16 protein-coding genes are annotated in these 16759 nt (G+C 59.9%); 10 read left to right on the top strand and 6 right to left on the bottom strand.

The features are described 5' to 3' along the window. Positions 1–180: 180 nt before the first annotated feature. The 3 genes from QQJ98_RS14730 to QQJ98_RS14720 form a co-directional block, all read right to left on the bottom strand. Positions 181–1629 carry an amidase gene (locus QQJ98_RS14730; RefSeq protein ID WP_284326105.1) on the bottom strand — a complete coding sequence of 483 codons (1449 nt, stop codon included), beginning with the start codon at positions 1627–1629 and terminating at the stop codon, positions 181–183. A 108-nt stretch (positions 1630–1737) separates the two neighbouring features. Then, entirely contained in the window at positions 1738–3492 is a 1755-nt protein-coding gene (locus QQJ98_RS14725; RefSeq protein ID WP_284326104.1) for a response regulator, read from the bottom strand. A 64-nt stretch (positions 3493–3556) separates the two neighbouring features. Beyond that, positions 3557–3874, bottom strand: a complete 318-nt coding sequence (locus tag QQJ98_RS14720; protein ID WP_284326103.1) for a DUF6476 family protein — start codon at positions 3872–3874, stop codon at positions 3557–3559. On the opposite strand from QQJ98_RS14720, the gene QQJ98_RS14715 reads away from it, so the two are divergent. The 5 genes from QQJ98_RS14715 to QQJ98_RS14695 all read left to right on the top strand — a co-directional run bounded on the left by QQJ98_RS14715 (position 3873) and on the right by QQJ98_RS14695 (position 8724). Further along, complete coding sequence (locus QQJ98_RS14715) at positions 3873–4925, top strand: RluA family pseudouridine synthase (protein ID WP_284326102.1); 1053 nt, start codon at positions 3873–3875, stop codon at positions 4923–4925. The two genes, QQJ98_RS14720 and QQJ98_RS14715, sit on opposite strands and share 2 nt — an antisense overlap. Before the next feature lie 285 nt (positions 4926–5210). After that, positions 5211–6107 carry an RNA polymerase sigma factor RpoH gene (rpoH, locus tag QQJ98_RS14710; protein ID WP_284326101.1) on the top strand — a complete coding sequence of 299 codons (897 nt, stop codon included), beginning with the start codon at positions 5211–5213 and terminating at the stop codon, positions 6105–6107. A 104-nt stretch (positions 6108–6211) separates the two neighbouring features. Next, on the top strand, positions 6212–6904 hold the full coding sequence (locus QQJ98_RS14705) for a phosphatidylserine decarboxylase (RefSeq protein ID WP_284326100.1): 693 nt from the start codon (positions 6212–6214) through the stop codon (positions 6902–6904). Further along, on the top strand, positions 6901–7674 hold the full coding sequence (gene pssA, locus QQJ98_RS14700) for a CDP-diacylglycerol--serine O-phosphatidyltransferase (RefSeq protein WP_284326099.1): 774 nt from the start codon (positions 6901–6903) through the stop codon (positions 7672–7674). Before QQJ98_RS14705 ends, pssA begins: the two co-directional genes overlap by 4 nt. A 60-nt stretch (positions 7675–7734) precedes the next feature. After that, a complete protein-coding gene (locus QQJ98_RS14695) occupies positions 7735–8724 on the top strand; it encodes a Gfo/Idh/MocA family protein (RefSeq protein WP_284326098.1) in 990 nt (329 codons plus the stop codon). 99 nt (positions 8725–8823) lie between these two features. Here QQJ98_RS14695 and QQJ98_RS14690 read toward each other — a convergent pair whose 3' ends face one another. After that, a complete protein-coding gene (locus tag QQJ98_RS14690) occupies positions 8824–10677 on the bottom strand; it encodes a M3 family oligoendopeptidase (protein WP_431307825.1) in 1854 nt (617 codons plus the stop codon). Between the two features lie 222 nt (positions 10678–10899). On the opposite strand from QQJ98_RS14690, the gene QQJ98_RS14685 reads away from it, so the two are divergent. From QQJ98_RS14685 to QQJ98_RS14670, 4 genes are read left to right on the top strand one after another with little or no spacing between them, the layout of a single operon-like run. Beyond that, positions 10900–12312, top strand: a complete 1413-nt coding sequence (locus QQJ98_RS14685; protein WP_284326097.1) for a circularly permuted type 2 ATP-grasp protein — start codon at positions 10900–10902, stop codon at positions 12310–12312. 3 nt (positions 12313–12315) lie between these two features. Beyond that, complete coding sequence (locus QQJ98_RS14680) at positions 12316–13263, top strand: alpha-E domain-containing protein (RefSeq protein WP_284326096.1); 948 nt, start codon at positions 12316–12318, stop codon at positions 13261–13263. Then, entirely contained in the window at positions 13263–14072 is an 810-nt protein-coding gene (locus QQJ98_RS14675) for a transglutaminase family protein (RefSeq protein WP_284326095.1), read from the top strand. Before QQJ98_RS14680 ends, QQJ98_RS14675 begins: the two co-directional genes overlap by 1 nt. Before the next feature lie 27 nt (positions 14073–14099). Continuing rightward, positions 14100–14825 (top strand): proteasome-type protease, encoded by a 726-nt coding sequence (locus tag QQJ98_RS14670; protein WP_284326094.1) that lies wholly within the window; start codon positions 14100–14102, stop codon positions 14823–14825. A 93-nt stretch (positions 14826–14918) separates the two neighbouring features. On the opposite strand, the gene QQJ98_RS14665 is transcribed toward QQJ98_RS14670, so the two are convergent. Next, positions 14919–15851 carry an alpha/beta fold hydrolase gene (locus QQJ98_RS14665; RefSeq protein WP_284326093.1) on the bottom strand — a complete coding sequence of 311 codons (933 nt, stop codon included), beginning with the start codon at positions 15849–15851 and terminating at the stop codon, positions 14919–14921. Beyond that, the gene (locus tag QQJ98_RS14660) at positions 15848–16135 is read right to left on the bottom strand and encodes an SCP2 sterol-binding domain-containing protein (protein WP_284326092.1); all 288 of its coding nucleotides are present in this window, start codon (positions 16133–16135) and stop codon (positions 15848–15850) included. The genes QQJ98_RS14665 and QQJ98_RS14660 overlap by 4 nt, the downstream gene beginning before the upstream one ends. 63 nt (positions 16136–16198) lie before the next feature. Between QQJ98_RS14660 and QQJ98_RS14655 the strand changes: the two genes are divergently transcribed. Beyond that, entirely contained in the window at positions 16199–16759 is a 561-nt protein-coding gene (locus QQJ98_RS14655) for a tetratricopeptide repeat protein (RefSeq protein WP_284326091.1), read from the top strand.

Genomic DNA, 16759 nt, shown 5'->3' with positions numbered 1-16759 from the left:
GTGACTCGCTCCCGTTTAATTTTGATCATATTGTGCAGCCGCAACGCCATGGCGCAACAGAAACTTGCCCTGATGTGCCGAAAGACTAGGCAGTTGCCGCTTAGGTTGTGCAAATGCCTAAAGCTGCGGCAGCCGATGAACCGCGACAAAGCCGTAGGTTTAGCAGCGCTTAGGCAGGCGTTAAGCCATCTTGGCCCGTCGACCTGCCCAAGGTGCCGCAGATTCGATTTCAGCACAAAGTGCGATCAGCTCTTCATCGCGCCCATAAGCCGCCGCCAGATGCACGCCAATCGGCAAACCGCTGGCGGATTGCCCCAGCGGCAGCGATGCCGCTGGCTGGCCGCTGGCATTGAACACCGCGCAGAACGGCGAATATGAAAAGATCCCGCCCGGCCCGACGCGGTAATTCACATAATCATCGCGGTCATGGTGATAGCGCCCAACCTTTGCCGGCGGCTCGGCCAAAGTCGCCGACAGCAGAATATCCGGCCCCGCATGATCCGGGCCGCCCGCGAAATACCCGGCCATCTGACGACCAAAGGCATGAATCTCGCCCACCGCCTCCAGATAGCGGGTCGGGGGCAGGGTGGCGGCATAGGCGCAAGCCGAGCGGCCAATGCCCTCGACAAGATCGGGCGTCAAAGCCCGCCCGCCCAATGCCTTCTGGATCGACAAGGCCGTGCCCACGCCGACAATATCGGTCCAGGCCCGCATCATCATATCGACATCGGCACGGGGCCGCCCCGGTTCGACATGATGGCCAAGGCTTTCCAGCAGCGCCCCGGCATCGCGCACGGCTTGCGCCACCTCGGGGTCAATCGCCTCACCCGTAAAGGTCGTATCGCACAAAGCCACCCGCAGGCGGCGCGGCGGACGGCTGATCGCTGCTGCATGGCCATGAGCCAAGGGCGGGGCGACATAAGGTGCGCCCAGATCAGGCCCCTCGCAAGCATCCAGCATCAAAGCTGTGTCGCGCACCGATCGCGTCAGAAAGCCGTCAATCGCCATGCCCGCCCAGCCCTCGCCGCTGTATGGCCCATCCGGCAACCGCGCCCGCGTCGATTTGAACCCGAACAAGCCGCAGCTAGATGCAGGGATGCGCACCGAGCCGCCGCCATCCGAACCATGCGCAAACGCCACGATCCCTGCCGCAACCGCCGCCCCAGCGCCGCCGGATGAGCCGCCCGAGGTGTGATCCAAATTCCACGGATTGCGGGTAGGCCCGCCATAAACCGCAGCCTCGGTCACCGCGCCAACGCCGCCTTCCGGGCTGGTGGTGCGACCAAAATTCACCACACCTGTGGCGCGAATACGCTCCCATATCGCGGAGTCCCGCGCGTATTGGGTGTTCATCAGCAAACGCGAGCCATTGTGGCCCGGAAAATCCACCGCCTCACAGCCAAGATCCTTCAGCAAAAACGGAACACCCCGGAACGGCCCGTGCGGCAGCCCTTCGGCAATTGCGCGCCGTGCGGCATCTTCCTGCACCAGCACCACCGCATTGATCGCCGGATTATGCGCCGCAACCGCCGCCAAGGCAGCGTCCAGCAACTCGCTCGCCGTCACCTGACCCGATGCCACCATCCCCGCAAGCTCTGTCGCATCCCGCGCGCCCAGATCACCCATCATGCCGATTCTCCTGCTTGATTTGACGGCAGTTGACGCTTGCGATCCTGCCAATGTCCAGCGCGCCCTGATCTGTGCCAGCAGAACAACGCCCCCAGACCAAAACTGCGATCAGCGCCGCACTGCCTTTGCCAGATGCGGCGCAAGACCCAGCTGCAACGCCTGTAGCGTCAATGGTTTGGTCACGCAGCCGTCCAGCCCTGCCGCCAAATACTGCGCACGCTCTGCAACCGAAGTGTCTGCCGTCATCGCAACCACAGTCAGATGTGGCCCGGGCAGAGCACGGATCGCGGCCAAAGTCTCGGCCCCCGACAATCCCGGCATATGCAGATCAAGCAGCACAAGATCGGGGCGGGCGGCTGCAATCTTGCTCAAAGCCGCAGCGCCGCTCGCGGCTTCTTCGACCCGCGCCTGCATGCCGCGCAGATAGGTCGCAGCCACCAGCCGATTGGTGGCAATATCATCGACAACCAGAATATGCCTACCGGTCAAATCCATTGCCACAGCCGGCGTGCTCTGGGTGATCTCCGCAGGACGGATCGGCAGGGTGAGCCGGAACAAAGCCCCGGTCGGGCTGGGCAGACACTCCAGATCGCCCTGCATCTGTTGTGCAATGCCCCGGCTGATTGCCAGCCCCAAGCCTGACCCGGCATGCGTGCTGTCTCCGCGCTGAAACGGGCGAAACAGCGTCGCGCGCTCGATGGCCGAGATGCCCCTGCCAGTGTCCAAGACATCAATCTGCAACACCCCGAACGCTGGTTTGCCAGGGGCGCGCAGGCTTTGCGGTCGATAGCTGACCCGGACCGATGCGCCCCCCGTCTGGGTAAATTTCTGCGCATTGGACAACAGGTTCGACAGGCATTGCCGCAGCCGTTGCGGATCAAATTCCGCATGCTCTGGCACCTGCAACGCAGCTGCGCCGCCCGCTTGGCGCAGATCGACAAAATCCAGCCGCAGCCACAGCCCGGCCCGATCAAACACCGGCTGAAACAAAGCCACCGTGGCCTCGATCACCGCCCGAGGCTGCGCCACCACCGGGCGGATCGGCAGTTGCTGTTCTTCCACCGCCGCCATTTGCAAAATGTCATCAAGGATCGCCGCCAGATCCATGGCCGAGCCGACCAAAGTGCCCATCCGCGCCCGCGCAGCCGGATCGGGGCTTTGCGCCAATTCGGCCTCGCCCATGCCAACGATTGCATTCAAGGGCGTGCGCAACTCATGGCTCATCTGTGCCAGAAACCGCCCCTTGGCGCGGTTCGCCGCATCGGCTTTGACGCCGCGCTGCATCAGTTCGACATGCAGCGCATGGTTGGAAAACATCGCACCAAACGCGTAAGCCAGTGCTGCCAACAACCCCATGCTCGAGATCGCAAACCCCAGTAAAGATTGCTGATGCCACCAGTAATAGCCATTGCCAATCGCCGCGACCAATCCGGCCCCAATCGCCCCCGCCATCCCAAACGGCAGATGGATTGCGCGCACCGTGCTCAGCTGAAACAGCGTCATGCTCAGCAAACCCACCGCTGTCGCCTTGGCAAAGTCGCCCTCCTGTTGCCAGATCAGCAGACAGGGCAGTGCAAAGCTGACCTCGCTCAGAATGACCGTGCCCAGTGCCGCCAGATAGCGCAGCCGATGCCGCGCCGGATCAAGATTGCGCATCAGCCTCAGGCCAAGGCTTTCCAACAGCAAATCCAGCCCCATCGCGCCCAGCGCCAGCCAGATCGGCAAAAACACCGCCGTCAGTAAAAAGGCCACCGAGGTGGTCAGCAGCCGCGTCGGCTCTACCCGCAGCAACAGCTGAACTTGTTGCTCAATTTCTGCGCGGGCGGTGTCGCCTTGGGGCAGGATAAATCGCAACATCCTCATCTTTGCACCCCGCAACCGTCGCAGATAGCAAAGATCACGCGCGGCCAGTGGTCAAGCAAAACCACTAGGGCACGGGGTTTGGAGCGATGGCAATTTCCTGCTGCAACTGCCCCTGCGGCGTAAAAATCAAAATCCGCTGATCAGTGGTGACCACGCCAATCCAGCCCGTGCCCATCGTCACTGCCTGCGCCACAGCGCCGCTGGGCATCTGCAAACTTGTGGGCAACTCCGGCGCGCGGGCGCGCATATCCGGCATGCGGGTGACAAGCAGCGCGACCACGGTTATGACACCGACAATCATGGTGATCATCAGCACGATCACCAACCCTTTCAGCAAGCGGAGCGAGGGCGGCAAGCCCGGCTCGATCGGAGTGTCAGTCATGGCGAGCCCTTTTGAAGACGAAGACGCAGGCGCGGGCGGTCAGCTGATCATCACGATCGGTGAAGACGCCCCGCAACGCCTTGATAAGGCGCTTGCCGCCGCAGTGCCAGAGCATGCAGCGCTATCGCGCTCGCGTTTGATGAAGATGATCGACGAGGGCGATGTGTTGCGCGGCGGGCAGGCTGTGACCGATCCAAAAACCAAGGTGAAAGAGGGCGAGGTTTACACCCTTATCCTCGCTCCCGCCGTTGATGTAGCGACTTTGCCGGAAGATATCCCGTTGTCGGTGATCTGGGAAGATGGCGATCTGATCGTGATCGACAAACCCGCAGGCATGGTGGTGCATCCCGCCCCCGGCACGCCCTCGGGCACGCTGGTGAACGCGCTTTTGCACCACTGCGGTGATACGCTGTCGGGCATCGGCGGCGAACGTCGCCCCGGCATTGTCCACCGCATCGACAAAGACACCACCGGCCTGCTGGTGGTCGCCAAATCCGACCGCGCCCATCACGGCCTCGCTGCGCAGTTCGAGGCCCACACCGTCAACCGTCACTACATGGCAGTGGTGAACGGCGTGCCCTCGGCCTATGATCCGCGCATCCGTGGCCTGCAAGGCATCAGCTTTGAGGCTGGTGGCATCCTGAAAATCGCCACCCATCTGGAGCGGCACAAAACCGACCGCCAACGCCAAGCCGTCGTCTGGCACTCGGGCCGTCACGCCGTCACCCGCGCCCGCGTGGTCGAGGATTTCCGTGGGGGTGCTGCCTTGGTCGAATGTTGGCTGGAAACCGGCCGCACCCACCAGATCCGCGTGCATATGGCCTATGCGGGCCACGGCCTGATCGGCGATCAGACCTATGGCGGCAAGAAAAAGGTCTCACCAAAACTGTTTGGCCCCGAAGTGGCCGAGCTTGGAAACAGCTTCCCGCGCCAAGCCCTGCACGCCGCCAGCCTTGGCTTCGCGCATCCGGTGACGGGCGAGATGCTCGAATTCACCTCACCCTTGCCCGCCGACCTGCAAGGCCTTCTTGCCGCGCTCGGCAAGACCTGAATTGCCACCGTGGCCATTCACAATGGTCTAAAATCTCCACCGGAGGCTCCTATGGCCCATGTAGGATACCTCCGGTGGAAATAATCAGGCACAGAGGATGACCAAAACGCGGCTTGCCCTGACATTCCCGTGACCGGAATGTTACAAACCTTTCGCTGCGACGGAAACGGAACCATCTTTCGTTAAACAAGTTGTGTGCAGGATGCTTGAACCCTGCGTCCGGCATACATAAGTTGCGATGCCCCGGGGGCGAAACTGCACCGGGCTAACGAGGGAGCGTCAAACATGAGCACCTATGCCAATCTGCCAGCACCAAGCCCGGAACAGGGGCTGAACCGTTACATGCAGGAAATCCGCAAATTCCCGCTGCTGGAACCCGAAGAAGAATATATGCTGGCCAAGCGCTGGGTTGATCACCAAGACAGCCCGGCGGCGCATAAGATGGTCACCAGCCACCTGCGTCTGGCCGCCAAAATCGCGATGGGCTATCGCGGCTATGGTCTGCCGCAAGCCGAGGTGATTTCCGAAGCCAATGTCGGCCTGATGCAAGCGGTCAAGCGCTTTGACCCCGAAAAAGGCTTCCGGTTGGCGACCTATGCGATGTGGTGGATCCGGGCTTCGATTCAGGAATACATCCTGCGCTCGTGGTCGTTGGTGAAACTTGGCACCACTTCGGCGCAGAAAAAACTGTTCTTCAATCTGCGCAAGGCCAAAGCCAAGGTCGGCGCGTTGGAAGAGGGCGATCTGCGGCCCGAAAATGTGACCCGCATCGCCACCGATCTGAACGTGTCTGAGCATGAAGTCGTCGATATGAACCGGCGTCTGTCCGGCGGCGATGCCTCGCTGAATGCCACCGTCGGCTCGGACGGCGAAGGCACCACGCAATGGCAGGATTGGCTGGAAGATGAAGACAGCGACCAAGCCGGCGATTACGAGGCACGCGACGAATTCGATACGCGGATGAACCTGTTGCATCAGGCTATGTCGGCGCTGAATGATCGGGAAAAAGACGTGCTGATGAAGCGCCGTCTGTCGGAAACCCCGATCACTTTGGAAGAGCTGTCGGAAAGCTACGGCGTCAGCCGTGAGCGTATTCGCCAGATCGAAGTGCGCGCCTTTGAAAAGCTGCAAGAGCGGATGCGTTCGCTGGCGCTGGGCAAAGGCATGGTTGTGCCTGCGTAAATGCAAACTCCTTTGGGCGTAAAACAGCGCCCAAAGGTTGCGTCAGCCCGGCACAGCGGCTAAACAGCCGGATCAAACTGCCGGGCCATAAAAGGGCGCTCCGAATGACCATGCTGGAAACCTTCCTGAAACCAATGCACCGAGAGGGCTATAAATTCGTGGCGATCTTTGCCGCGATCACCTTGGTGCTGTTCTGGATATGGGATCCGCTGGGTTGGCTGGGCGTCGGTGCAACCGTCTGGTGCTACTACTTTTTCCGTGATCCGAAACGCTCGGTCCCGCAGGGGCGCGGCCTGATCGTCTCGCCCGCCGATGGCGTGGTAAGCCTGATCGAACGCGCGGTGCCGCCGCCGGAACTGGGCGCGGGCAATGATGCGCTCACCCGGGTTTCGGTGTTCATGTCGGTGTTCAACTGCCATGTTAACCGCGCGCCGATTGCCGCACGCATCGCCAAAATGGCCTATCGTCCGGGTAAATTCTTTAACGCCTCGCTCGATAAAGCGTCTGAAGATAACGAGCGCAACAGCCTGCTGCTGGAACTTCCCGATGGGCGCCACCTGATCGTGGTGCAGATTGCGGGGCTTGTCGCCCGCCGCATCGTGCCGTTTGTGTCCGAGGGCCAATCCCTGCGCACCGGCGAACGCTTTGGTCTGATCCGCTTCGGCTCGCGCCTTGATGTCTATTTGCCAGACGGGGTAGAGCCGCTGGTGGCTGTCGGTCAAACCATGGTTGGCGGCGAAACCGTTCTGGCCGAGCTGGACCGCGATATGCTGCGCCGCGCGGCCAGCCGCGAATGAGCGATTTGCCATCCCCCCAATCTGGCCGACGTCCGCGCAAAAAGCTGCATATCGTGCAGTTGATCCCGAATTTCATGACCGTCGCGGCCCTATGTGCGGGCCTGACCGGGGTGCGGTTTGCGATTGAGGGCCGTTTTGGTCTGGCCGTGGCGCTGATCATTGCGGCGGCGGTGATGGATGGCCTTGATGGTCGCCTTGCGCGCTTTCTGAAAAGCGAATCCGACATGGGCGCTGAACTTGACAGCCTGTGCGATCTCGTCAACTTCGGTGTCGCGCCTGCGCTGATCACCTACCTTTGGGCGCTGCAAGGCATGCGGGCCGAAGGTTGGATCGCCTGCCTGATCTATGCCGTCGCCTGCCTGTTGCGCCTTGCCCGCTTTAACATTGGCAACCGCCAACCTGACAATGATTCCAACAGCTTCCAAGGTGTGCCTTCGCCTGCGGGCGCGCTGCTGGTGATGCTGCCGATGTTTCTGGCCTTTGCGCTGGGCGATGGTCAGCCGCATGCAACCTGGCTGGTCGCGCTTTGGATGGCCTGCGTTGGCGCGCTGATGGTGGGGCGGTTTCGCACCCCGTCGTTCAAACGCGCCACGATCTATGCCGAAAATGTCAGCTTTGTGCTCTTGGCCTTTGTCGGCGTTGTGGCGGCCCTGTTGACCTATCCTTGGATCACTCTGGCCTTGGTCGATTGCGCTTATCTGGTGGCCTTGGCCTATACGTTCATCAAAAAACCGCGCAAAATCAGTGAAGATCCCCAGAACGAGGCCTAAGCTGGTTGCGCTAACATGGCCATCCCGCTAGGCTTGCGCCATCACATCAGGGGGAAGATCATGAAGCCAGTGCGTTGGGGTGTTTTGGGGGCTGCGAATTTCGCGAAAGAGCAAATGGCTCCGGCGATTCACGCAGCGAAGGGCGCAGAGCTTGCGGCTTTGGCGACCTCCAGCCCGGAAAAAGCCGCTGGTTTTCAGGCGTTTTGCCCCAGCCTGAAAATCCACTCCACCTACGAGGCTTTGCTGGCTGACCCGTCGATTGACGCGGTCTATATTCCACTGCCGAACCATCTGCATGTCGAATGGACGCTGAAAGCCCTTGCCGCGGGCAAGCATGTGCTGACTGAAAAGCCAATCGCGCTGCAAGCCTCCGAGATTGATCAGATCATCGCCGCCCGCGATGCCAGCGGTTTGCTGGCGGCCGAAGCCTATATGATCGTGCATCACCCACAGTGGCAGCTGGCGAAAAAATGGCTTGAGGCGGGTGAGATCGGCCAGTTGCGCCACGTCGATGCCGCCTTCACCTTCTGTCTGGAAGACCTCACCAATATCCGCAACCGCCCTGACGCAGGCGGCGGTTCCTTGCGCGATATCGGCGTCTATACCTTTGGCTGTGCGCGCTTCACCACCGGGTCCGAACCCGTTGATATTTCTGCGCGATTGATCCTTGAAAACGGCGTCGATACTTTCGCCCAAGTTGCAGGCATCATGGACGGTCCGCATGGCCGCTTCACCTATGGCTCGATGACTTCGATGCGCGCCTATAATCGCCAAACCGTGGTGTTCCAAGGTGACAAGGGCATGATCCGCCTTGACGGCGGCCCGTTCAACGCCAACTACAACGACATTGCCGAGATTGAACTGCACCAGAACGGCAACAAAGTCACCACCGAGCGTTTCCCGACCTCCAGCCATTATGTGCTGCAGGTTGAGGCTTTTGGCCGTTCGATCCGCGAGGGTGTCGCTTATCCGTGCCCGCTGGAATTTGTCAAAGGCACGCAAGCGATGATGGATACCGTTTACAAAGTCGGCGTGAACATCAGCCTGTAAGCACTTGAGTTGACTGATAAAAAGACGCCGCCCCGGACCTGATCCGGGGCGGCGTTTTTATGCCACAAGGCCCCGGATCAAGCCCGGGGCGGCGCGGCTTCAGTCTTCCATCGCTTCCAACTCGTCGATAAAGCCTGCGATCATCGACAGGCCCTTGTCCCAGAACTTCGGATCGCTGGCATCCAGCCCAAACGGGGCCAGCAATTCCTTGTGGTGCTTCGATCCGCCCGCTTTCAGCATATCAAAGTACTTCTCTTGGAAATCCGGCAGCCCATCGGCATAGGCGGCATAAAGCGCGTTCACCAAACCGTCGCCAAACGCATAGGCGTAGACGTAGAACGGCGAGTGGACGAAATGTGGGATATAGGCCCAGAAGGTCTCATATCCATCTGCGAAATCAAAGGCTTCGCCCAAGGATTGCGCCTGAACGCTCATCCACAGGATGTTGATGTCATCCGGCGTAAGCTCACCTTCTGCCCGTGCCGCATGCAGCTTACATTCAAAATCATAGAACGCGATCTGGCGCACCACGGTGTTGATCATATCCTCGACCTTGCCCGCCAGCAGGGTCTTTCGCTCGGCCGGGGTCTTCGCGCCGTCCAGCAGCTTGCGGAAGGTCAGCATCTCGCCAAACACCGAGGCAGTTTCCGCCAAAGTCAGCGGGGTAGAGGACAAAAGTTCACCCTGACCCGCCGCCAGAACCTGATGCACGCCGTGGCCCAATTCATGCGCCAAGGTCATCACATCGCGCGGCTTGCCCAAATAATTGAGCATCACATAGGGATGCACCGTCGTCACCGTCGGATGCGCAAACGCCCCCGGAGCCTTGCCGGGTTTGACGCCCGCATCAATCCAGCCATCGGTGAAGAACGGCTTGGCTATCTCGGCCATCCGCGGGTCAAAAGCGGCATAGGCCGACAGCACGGTTTCAGTGGCTTCCGCCCAGTTCACAAGTCGCGGTGCCTCGGTCAGCAAAGGCGCGTTGCGGTCCCATGTTTGCAAGCGGTCAAGCCCCATCCATTTGGCTTTCAGCTTGTAATAACGGTGGCTCAGCTTGGGATAGGCCGCCACAACCGCGTTGCGCAAAGCCTCGACCACTTCGGGTTCGACATGGTTCGCCAAATGGCGCGAATATTGCGGGCTGGGCATCTTGCGCCAGCGATCCTCAATTTCCTTTTCCTTCGCCAAAGTGTTATGAACCCGCGCGAACAGCTTGATATGTTTGTCAAAAACCGCCGCAAGCGCATGGCTTGCCGCTTCGCGCTTGGCACGATCACTGTCGGTCAGCAGGTTCAGCGTCGCCTCAAGGTTCAGCTCTTCTTCTTCGCCCGCGACCGAAAACATCAGCCCCGCCATTGTCTCGTCAAACAGCTTGTTCCACGCAGATGCGCCGACCACCGACGCGTCGTGCAGATACTTTTCCATCTCATCCGACAACTGATGCGGCCGCATCGCGCGCATCCGTTCAAATACCGGAGTGTAGCGGGCAAGATCCGCGTTTGCAGCCGTCAGACCCGCCAAAACCCCATCATCCAACCGATTGAACTCAAGGCTGAAAAACACCAAAGGCGTGGTGAAATTGGTGATGTTGTCCTGCACATCCGCCATGAATTTGGCGCGCTCGGAATCCATCGTGTTCTGGTAATAGCGCAGGCCCGCGTAAGACCCGATCCGCCCTGCCGTCACATCAATCGCCTCATAGGCGGCAACACAGTCCAACATCTCAGCGGCTGACAGCCCTGCCAGTTTGCCCTCATATTTCGCGGCGAAATCAGCACAAGCCGTCTCAAGCCACGCCATATCACGCAGCAATTCCGGCGCATCGGGGGCTGGATACAGGTCGCTCAGATCCCAATCCGGCAGATCTCCAAACGAGTTCGAGCCAATACGGGCATCGAAAACCGGGCGTTGCTGGCCGGGACGTGCCATCGGGCGGGGCAGGGTATACGACATCAGAACCTCATTCATTGTTGAACGTATCTAGGGGGCAATGGCCCCCCAGTGCAAGGTCGCGCGCAGAAAGGTGTTCAAAGCGGTTTGCCTAAAAATTAAGCGTCGTTTTGCGGCTATTTCGGGCGGATCAGTGAAAATCGAAGCGCTTTCAATCTTCTGCCCTTTACGGCGCTTTGCCCGCAGCATTTACTTGTTTCAATCAGCACGAAAAGGCGGCACGGCATGACCCCTTATTTTAACGAAATGTTCCAGAATAACGCGGTGCGCCCGCCTTATGCCGGTCTGGAAGGGTGGAGTGCGGATATGCCCGCCGACATCCGGCTGGCCAAACAGGCCGAGGCCGAGGCGTTGTTCCGCCGCATCGGCATCACCTTTGCGGTTTACGGCGAAGGCGGCGACCCCGACCGTTTGATCCCCTTCGATATGTTTCCGCGCGTCTTCACCCACAGCGAATGGGCGAAACTGGAACGTGGCATCAAACAACGCGCCCGCGCTTTGAATGCGTTTCTGGTCGATGTCTATGGCCGTGGTGAGATCGTGCGCGCGGGCCGTATCCCCGGCAAGCTGGTCTATCAGAACGACGCTTACGAGAAATCAGTCTGCGGATTTGTGCCGCCAAAAGGTGTGTATTCTCATATCGTTGGCATCGACATCGTGCGCACCGGGCCGGGTGAGTTCTACGTTTTGGAAGACAACTGCCGCACCCCCTCGGGCGTGTCCTATATGCTGGAATCCCGCGAGATGATGATGCGGATGTTCCCCGATCTCTTCCGCGAAAACCGCATCGAGCCGATCGACAGCTACCCCGACAAACTCCGCCGCACCCTCGCCTCGGTCGCCCCCGCCAAATGCGACCGCGCCCCGACGGTGGTGATCCTGACGCCGGGCCATTTCAACTCGGCCTACTACGAACATTCCTTCCTTGCGGACCTGATGGGCGTTGAACTCGTCGAGGGTCAGGATTTGTTCGTCGATGGCGCTTTCGTCTACATGCGCACCACCGAAGGCCCAAAGCGCGTTGATGTGATCTACCGCCGCCTTGATGACGCGTTCATTGATCCTTTGTGCTTCCGCCCCGATTCCATGCTCGGCGTGCCGGGGCTGATGGATGTGTATCGCTCTGGCGGGGTGTCGATCTGCTCGGCACCGGGGGCAGGGGTGGCCGATGACAAGGCGGTCTACACCTATGTGCCGGAAATGATCCGGTTTTACTTGGGCGAAGAGCCGCTTTTGAACAACGTGCCGACGTGGAAATGCGGCGAGGCGTCTGATCTGAAATATGTCGATGAAAACCTGCACGAATTGGTTGTGAAAGAGGTCCACGGCTCGGGCGGTTACGGCATGTTGGTTGGCCCGAAATCGACCAAGCAGCAGATTGAAGAATTTCGCCTGCTGATCAAGGCCGATCCCAGCAACTATATCGCGCAGCCGACCTTGGCACTCTCGACCACGCCCACCTTTGTCGAAGAAGGCATCGCCCCGCGCCACGTTGATCTGCGGCCTTATTGTCTGGTGGGCGAGCGCATCGAACTTGTCCCCGGTGGCCTGACGCGGGTGGCGCTGCGCGAGGGCTCTTTGGTGGTGAACTCATCCCAAGGTGGCGGCGTCAAAGACACTTGGGTATTGTCGGAGTAAATCATGCTTTCAAGAACCGCCGACAATCTCTACTGGATCGCCCGCAATATGGAGCGTGCCGAGACCGCTGCCCGCCTGCTGGAAGTTGGCGCGCGGATTTCGCTGCTGCCCACCGCGCAAGGCTATCGCAACGATTGGGACAGCCTGCTGCGTGCCAGCGGTAACGCCAATGGCTATGCCGCCAAATACGGTGCACCGGCGCAGGCGCAGATCGAGCAATATCTGTTTTTCGACCGCGACAATCCCAATTCCGTCGCCGCCTGTATCACCAATGCCCGCGAAAACGCCCGCATCATCCGCACCGCTTTGACCACGCAAGTCTGGGATGCGCTGAACACCGCGTTTCAAGAGCTCCGCCAGATTGAGGCGCAAACCGGCATGCGCGAGTTGTCGCGCCTGACCGAATGGGTCACCCGTCACACCGCCATGGTGCGCGGCGCAATTGATGCGACCCAGCTGCGCAATGATGGCTATAACATGCTGAACATGGGCTATTATCTGGAGCGCGGCGACAGCACCGCTCGTCTGATGGATGTGAAATACTACGTCCTTTTGCCGCGCGCCGATTATGTCGGGTCGGGTCTTGATAACGATCAATGGTCGATGCTGTTGCGCGCCATGTCGGCCAGCCGCGCCTTTCATTGGGCTTACGGCGGCGAGATCACCTCGGCCAAAATCGCGCATTTCCTGATCCTGAACCCACAATGTCCGCGCAGCCTGATCACCTGCATGGCTGGGATGAACAACCACCTCACCCGTCTTGCGAAACTCTATGGCCGCGAGACCGAGGCGCAAAGCGTTGCTGCCAGCCTGTTGCACAATCTGGAAAATCAGAGCACCGAGCAGATTTTTGAAGAAGGCCTGCACGAGTTTCTATCGCGCTTCATCGGCGAGGCCGCAGGTCTGGGCGCGATCATCCACAACTCTTACCTGTCGGGGGATATGCAATAATGCTGCTCAGCGTCGACCATGTCACCCATTACCGATATGACCGCCCGGTGCGCGGGGTGGTGCAAAGCCATCGTTTGATGCCGTCGAAATTCGATGGCCAACAGGTGCTCGATTGGTCGGTGACGATGACCGGCGGCACCATGGGCAGCGCGTTCCGCGATGGTGCAGGCGATTGGGTGCAGGGCTGGACGGTCGCAGGCCCTGTCGATGAGATCGAAGTGCGCGTCTCTGGCCGGGTGCTGACCACCGATCTGGCGGGCATCTTGCGCGGCCATAAGGAAATCGTGCCGCCCGAAGCCTATCTGCGCGACACCGACACCACGGTTGCCGATGCCGCCCTGATCGAACTTGGCCAGTTGATCGCCGCTGCAGACTCGCCGCTGTCGGGCTGTCACGCGCTGATGGAGGCCATTTCCGCAGCAATCGCCTACAAACCCGGCACCACCCGCGCGCAAACCACCGCAGCGCAGGCCTTGGCGCAGGGCGAAGGTGTCTGCCAAGACCACGCGCAGGCGCTCATTTCAGCCGCCCGCGCCGGCGGCATCCCGGCGCGCTATGTCTCGGGCTATCTGCAATCGGGTCAGGATGGCATGGATCACGAGGCCGCTCACGCTTGGGGCGAGTTATATGTCGCGGGAATCGGTTGGATCGGCTTTGACCCCGCCAACCAATGCTGCCCCGATGCGCGCTATATTCGGATCGGATCTGGCCTTGATGCACAAGATGCAGCCCCCATTCGTGGTATTTCGCGCGGTTCGGGTGCGGAAATCTTGTCCGTGACGGTTGCGGTCCAAACCCAAGAGCAATAGGGTCTCTCGACTGAAATCGGAGCAGCCATGACCTATTGCGTCGGACTTTTGTTGAATGCTGGCATGGTGTTGCTGTCGGATACTCGCACCAATGCGGGTCTGGATAACATCGCAATCTACCGCAAGATGTTTCATTTTGAACAACCGGGCGAGCGGGTGATTTCCATCGTCACCGCAGGCTCGCTTTCGGTGACGCAAACCACCCTTGCGCGGCTGCGCGAGGCGATTGATGACCCCGATTCGACCGAATCCACCTCGATCCTGAAAGCCCCGACGATGCTGAAAGTGGCGTCGATCATCGGTGATATGCTGTCGCGCGTCCGGCAAGAGATCGACGAGAAAATGGCCACGATGAAGCAAAGCGCTTCGGCCAGCATGATCGTCGCGGCACAGCGCAAGGGCGGCGCAATGCGGCTGTTCCTGATCTATCCTGAAGGCAACTTTATCGAGGCGACCGAGGACACCCCGTTTTTGCAAATCGGCGAACATAAATACGGCAAACCGATTCTCGACCGCGTCGTAAAGCCTGCCACGTCTTTGGCCGATGCCGAAAAAGCGGTGTTGCTGTCGATGGATTCGACCTTGCGCTCGAACCTGTCGGTCGGCATGCCGCTGGATCTCTGCGTGATCGAGAAGGACGCGCTGCGCGTGGGCCGCAAGCGCCGGATTGAGGCGGGCGACGAAAGTTTCCGCGCCATGTCCGAAGCTTGGTCAAAGGCTTTGCGCGACGGATTTACCCAGATCACCCTGTAATCAGCCGCCGGAATTCATAGGGGCCATATCTGGCCCCTATATGGCCGTTTTATGGGTCGTTCAGCTTTTGTTAACCCAGCCCAAACTCAAGGCTTAGCGCTGGCTTGAAAACAGTTCCGCTGTGGTATCAAAATACCGTGTTCTTGACGCCGCCCGCTCCATCAGCACCTCATGCTCGGCCCCCGGATACAGGTCTAAACGACCATCCTGCCACGCCGCCATCCGCGCATGAATAGGCGCCACATCCACGATCTTTTCCTGCGTGCCCAAGGCCGTCAAAGCAGGAACGGCGGGCGATTTCAGCAAGGTAAGCGCATGACATTCGCTCAAAGCCGCCTTCAGCCATCCCAGACTAGGCCCCCCCAATCCCAGTTCGGGATGCGCCAAGGCTTGACTGCGCATGTAGTCCCACATCTCGGCATCAGTGGTCAGCGAATTACCCGTAAAAGCCGAGGTCAAAACATACGATGTTGCCCCTGTCCCCGGCGCATAGCGCCCGTCAAACTTGAACCAGCGCGAGGCCGTGGTCAGCGCCACCGCCATCGGCCGCATCCATGCCGCAATCAAAATTCCCCACATCGGTGCCGAGAATGCAGCCGCCTTCACAGGTGCCCCCCGCATCAGCGCCCGCAGGCCAATACAGCCACCCATCGAATGGGCCATCATGAAATATGGCTCGGGCAACCCTTGCGCGCGTGCAAAGCCGACCATCTCATCGAAATCCATCTGATATTCAGCAAAATCAGTGACATGGCCGCTCATCGGGTCATCCAAAGCCCGGTCGGCAAGGCCCTGACCGCGCCAATCAATCACCAAAGTCGCAAAGCCACGCTTGCGCAAATCGCCCGCTGCCCGCCCATATTTTTCGACATATTCCGTCCGCCCCGGCAGCAAAAGCACAGTGCCTTTTGCCCCCGGATGCGTCCACAATCCGACCCTGATCCGCACGCCATCCGCAGCCATCAGCCAAAAGGCGCACCCGCCCTCTGGCCCCTCAGCCACGCCCTGAAACAGCGGAGCCGTCACGACATCGCCGCGCCAAGTTGCATCGCAAGGCCCATGCTGCCCTCAACACTCAGCTTGCCGGTCATGAACGCCGTGGTCGGGTTCATATCGCCCGCCAGCATCGCCTGAAACACCTCTGGCGTCGCAGTCAGCGTCACATCCGAAGCCTCGTCGCCCGCCCGCACACCGTCAGGGTCCACCATGATCGCGCCTTCCCCTTCCAGCACGAACTTTGCCACGCCATCAAAGCCATTCGGCAGCTTTTTCGCCAAGGCTTCCACGGCGGTAGAGATCACATCGCTCATCACATTCTCCTGTCTGCGCGGGCAGGGCTGGAATTTCCCGCCCATTGCGTTACCTATACCTTTATGAAAGCGCATCATGGGTTACACAATCGTATCGTTGCGGCATTTGTGCTGGTTTTTCTGTCATGCCTGCCAGCCACCGCCCAAACCGCCAAACTCGACGATCTTTTCGCCCGTTTGCAAAAGGCCGATGCGGCAGATGCGACGCAGATTGAATCCGATATCTGGATGGAATGGTCGAAATCTGGCTCTCCGGCGATGGATTTGTTGTTGCAGCGCGGCAAAGAGGCGATGGCGAACGGCCAGCCCGATGTGGCCGTGCAGCATCTGACCGCGCTGGTCGACCATGCGCCAGATTTCGCCGAAGGCTGGAACGCCCGCGCCACCGCCTATTATCAACTGGGCGAATTTGGCCCCTCGATTTCCGATATTGGCCATGTGCTGACGCTGAATCCGCGGCATTTCGGGGCTTTATCGGGTCTGGGCTCAATCTTTGAAGAACTCGGCGAGCCCGCGCAGGCGCTGGAAGTATATAAAGCCACACTGAAAATAGACCCGCATGCGCCGGGCGTCGAAGAAGCCGTAAGCCGGATTGAAACCGAGCTTCAGGGCAAAGACCTATAG

Source organism: Cypionkella aquatica, from assembly GCF_030161095.1.
GTDB classification, from domain to species: Bacteria; Pseudomonadota; Alphaproteobacteria; order Rhodobacterales; family Rhodobacteraceae; genus Cypionkella; species Cypionkella aquatica.
Note: the sequence above shows the minus strand (reverse complement) of the source record. Positions and strands in the feature narration are given on the sequence as shown.

What these genes read in the sequence shown, in the direction of transcription:
- QQJ98_RS14690 (WP_431307825.1), bottom strand. Translation starts at nt 10,677, where the DNA reads ATGTCGTATACCCTGCCCCGCCCGATGGCACGTCCCGGCCAGCAACGC.
- QQJ98_RS14675 (WP_284326095.1), top strand. Translation starts at nt 13,263, where the DNA reads ATGCTGCTCAGCGTCGACCATGTCACCCATTACCGATATGACCGCCCG.
- rpoH (WP_284326101.1), top strand. Translation starts at nt 5,211, where the DNA reads ATGAGCACCTATGCCAATCTGCCAGCACCAAGCCCGGAACAGGGGCTG.
- QQJ98_RS14655 (WP_284326091.1), top strand. Translation starts at nt 16,199, where the DNA reads ATGAAAGCGCATCATGGGTTACACAATCGTATCGTTGCGGCATTTGTG.
- QQJ98_RS14705 (WP_284326100.1), top strand. Translation starts at nt 6,212, where the DNA reads ATGACCATGCTGGAAACCTTCCTGAAACCAATGCACCGAGAGGGCTAT.
- QQJ98_RS14730 (WP_284326105.1), bottom strand. Translation starts at nt 1,629, where the DNA reads ATGATGGGTGATCTGGGCGCGCGGGATGCGACAGAGCTTGCGGGGATG.
- QQJ98_RS14685 (WP_284326097.1), top strand. Translation starts at nt 10,900, where the DNA reads ATGACCCCTTATTTTAACGAAATGTTCCAGAATAACGCGGTGCGCCCG.
- QQJ98_RS14670 (WP_284326094.1), top strand. Translation starts at nt 14,100, where the DNA reads ATGACCTATTGCGTCGGACTTTTGTTGAATGCTGGCATGGTGTTGCTG.
- QQJ98_RS14715 (WP_284326102.1), top strand. Translation starts at nt 3,873, where the DNA reads ATGGCGAGCCCTTTTGAAGACGAAGACGCAGGCGCGGGCGGTCAGCTG.
- QQJ98_RS14695 (WP_284326098.1), top strand. Translation starts at nt 7,735, where the DNA reads ATGAAGCCAGTGCGTTGGGGTGTTTTGGGGGCTGCGAATTTCGCGAAA.
- QQJ98_RS14720 (WP_284326103.1), bottom strand. Translation starts at nt 3,874, where the DNA reads ATGACTGACACTCCGATCGAGCCGGGCTTGCCGCCCTCGCTCCGCTTG.
- QQJ98_RS14725 (WP_284326104.1), bottom strand. Translation starts at nt 3,492, where the DNA reads ATGAGGATGTTGCGATTTATCCTGCCCCAAGGCGACACCGCCCGCGCA.
- QQJ98_RS14680 (WP_284326096.1), top strand. Translation starts at nt 12,316, where the DNA reads ATGCTTTCAAGAACCGCCGACAATCTCTACTGGATCGCCCGCAATATG.
- pssA (WP_284326099.1), top strand. Translation starts at nt 6,901, where the DNA reads ATGAGCGATTTGCCATCCCCCCAATCTGGCCGACGTCCGCGCAAAAAG.
- QQJ98_RS14660 (WP_284326092.1), bottom strand. Translation starts at nt 16,135, where the DNA reads ATGAGCGATGTGATCTCTACCGCCGTGGAAGCCTTGGCGAAAAAGCTG.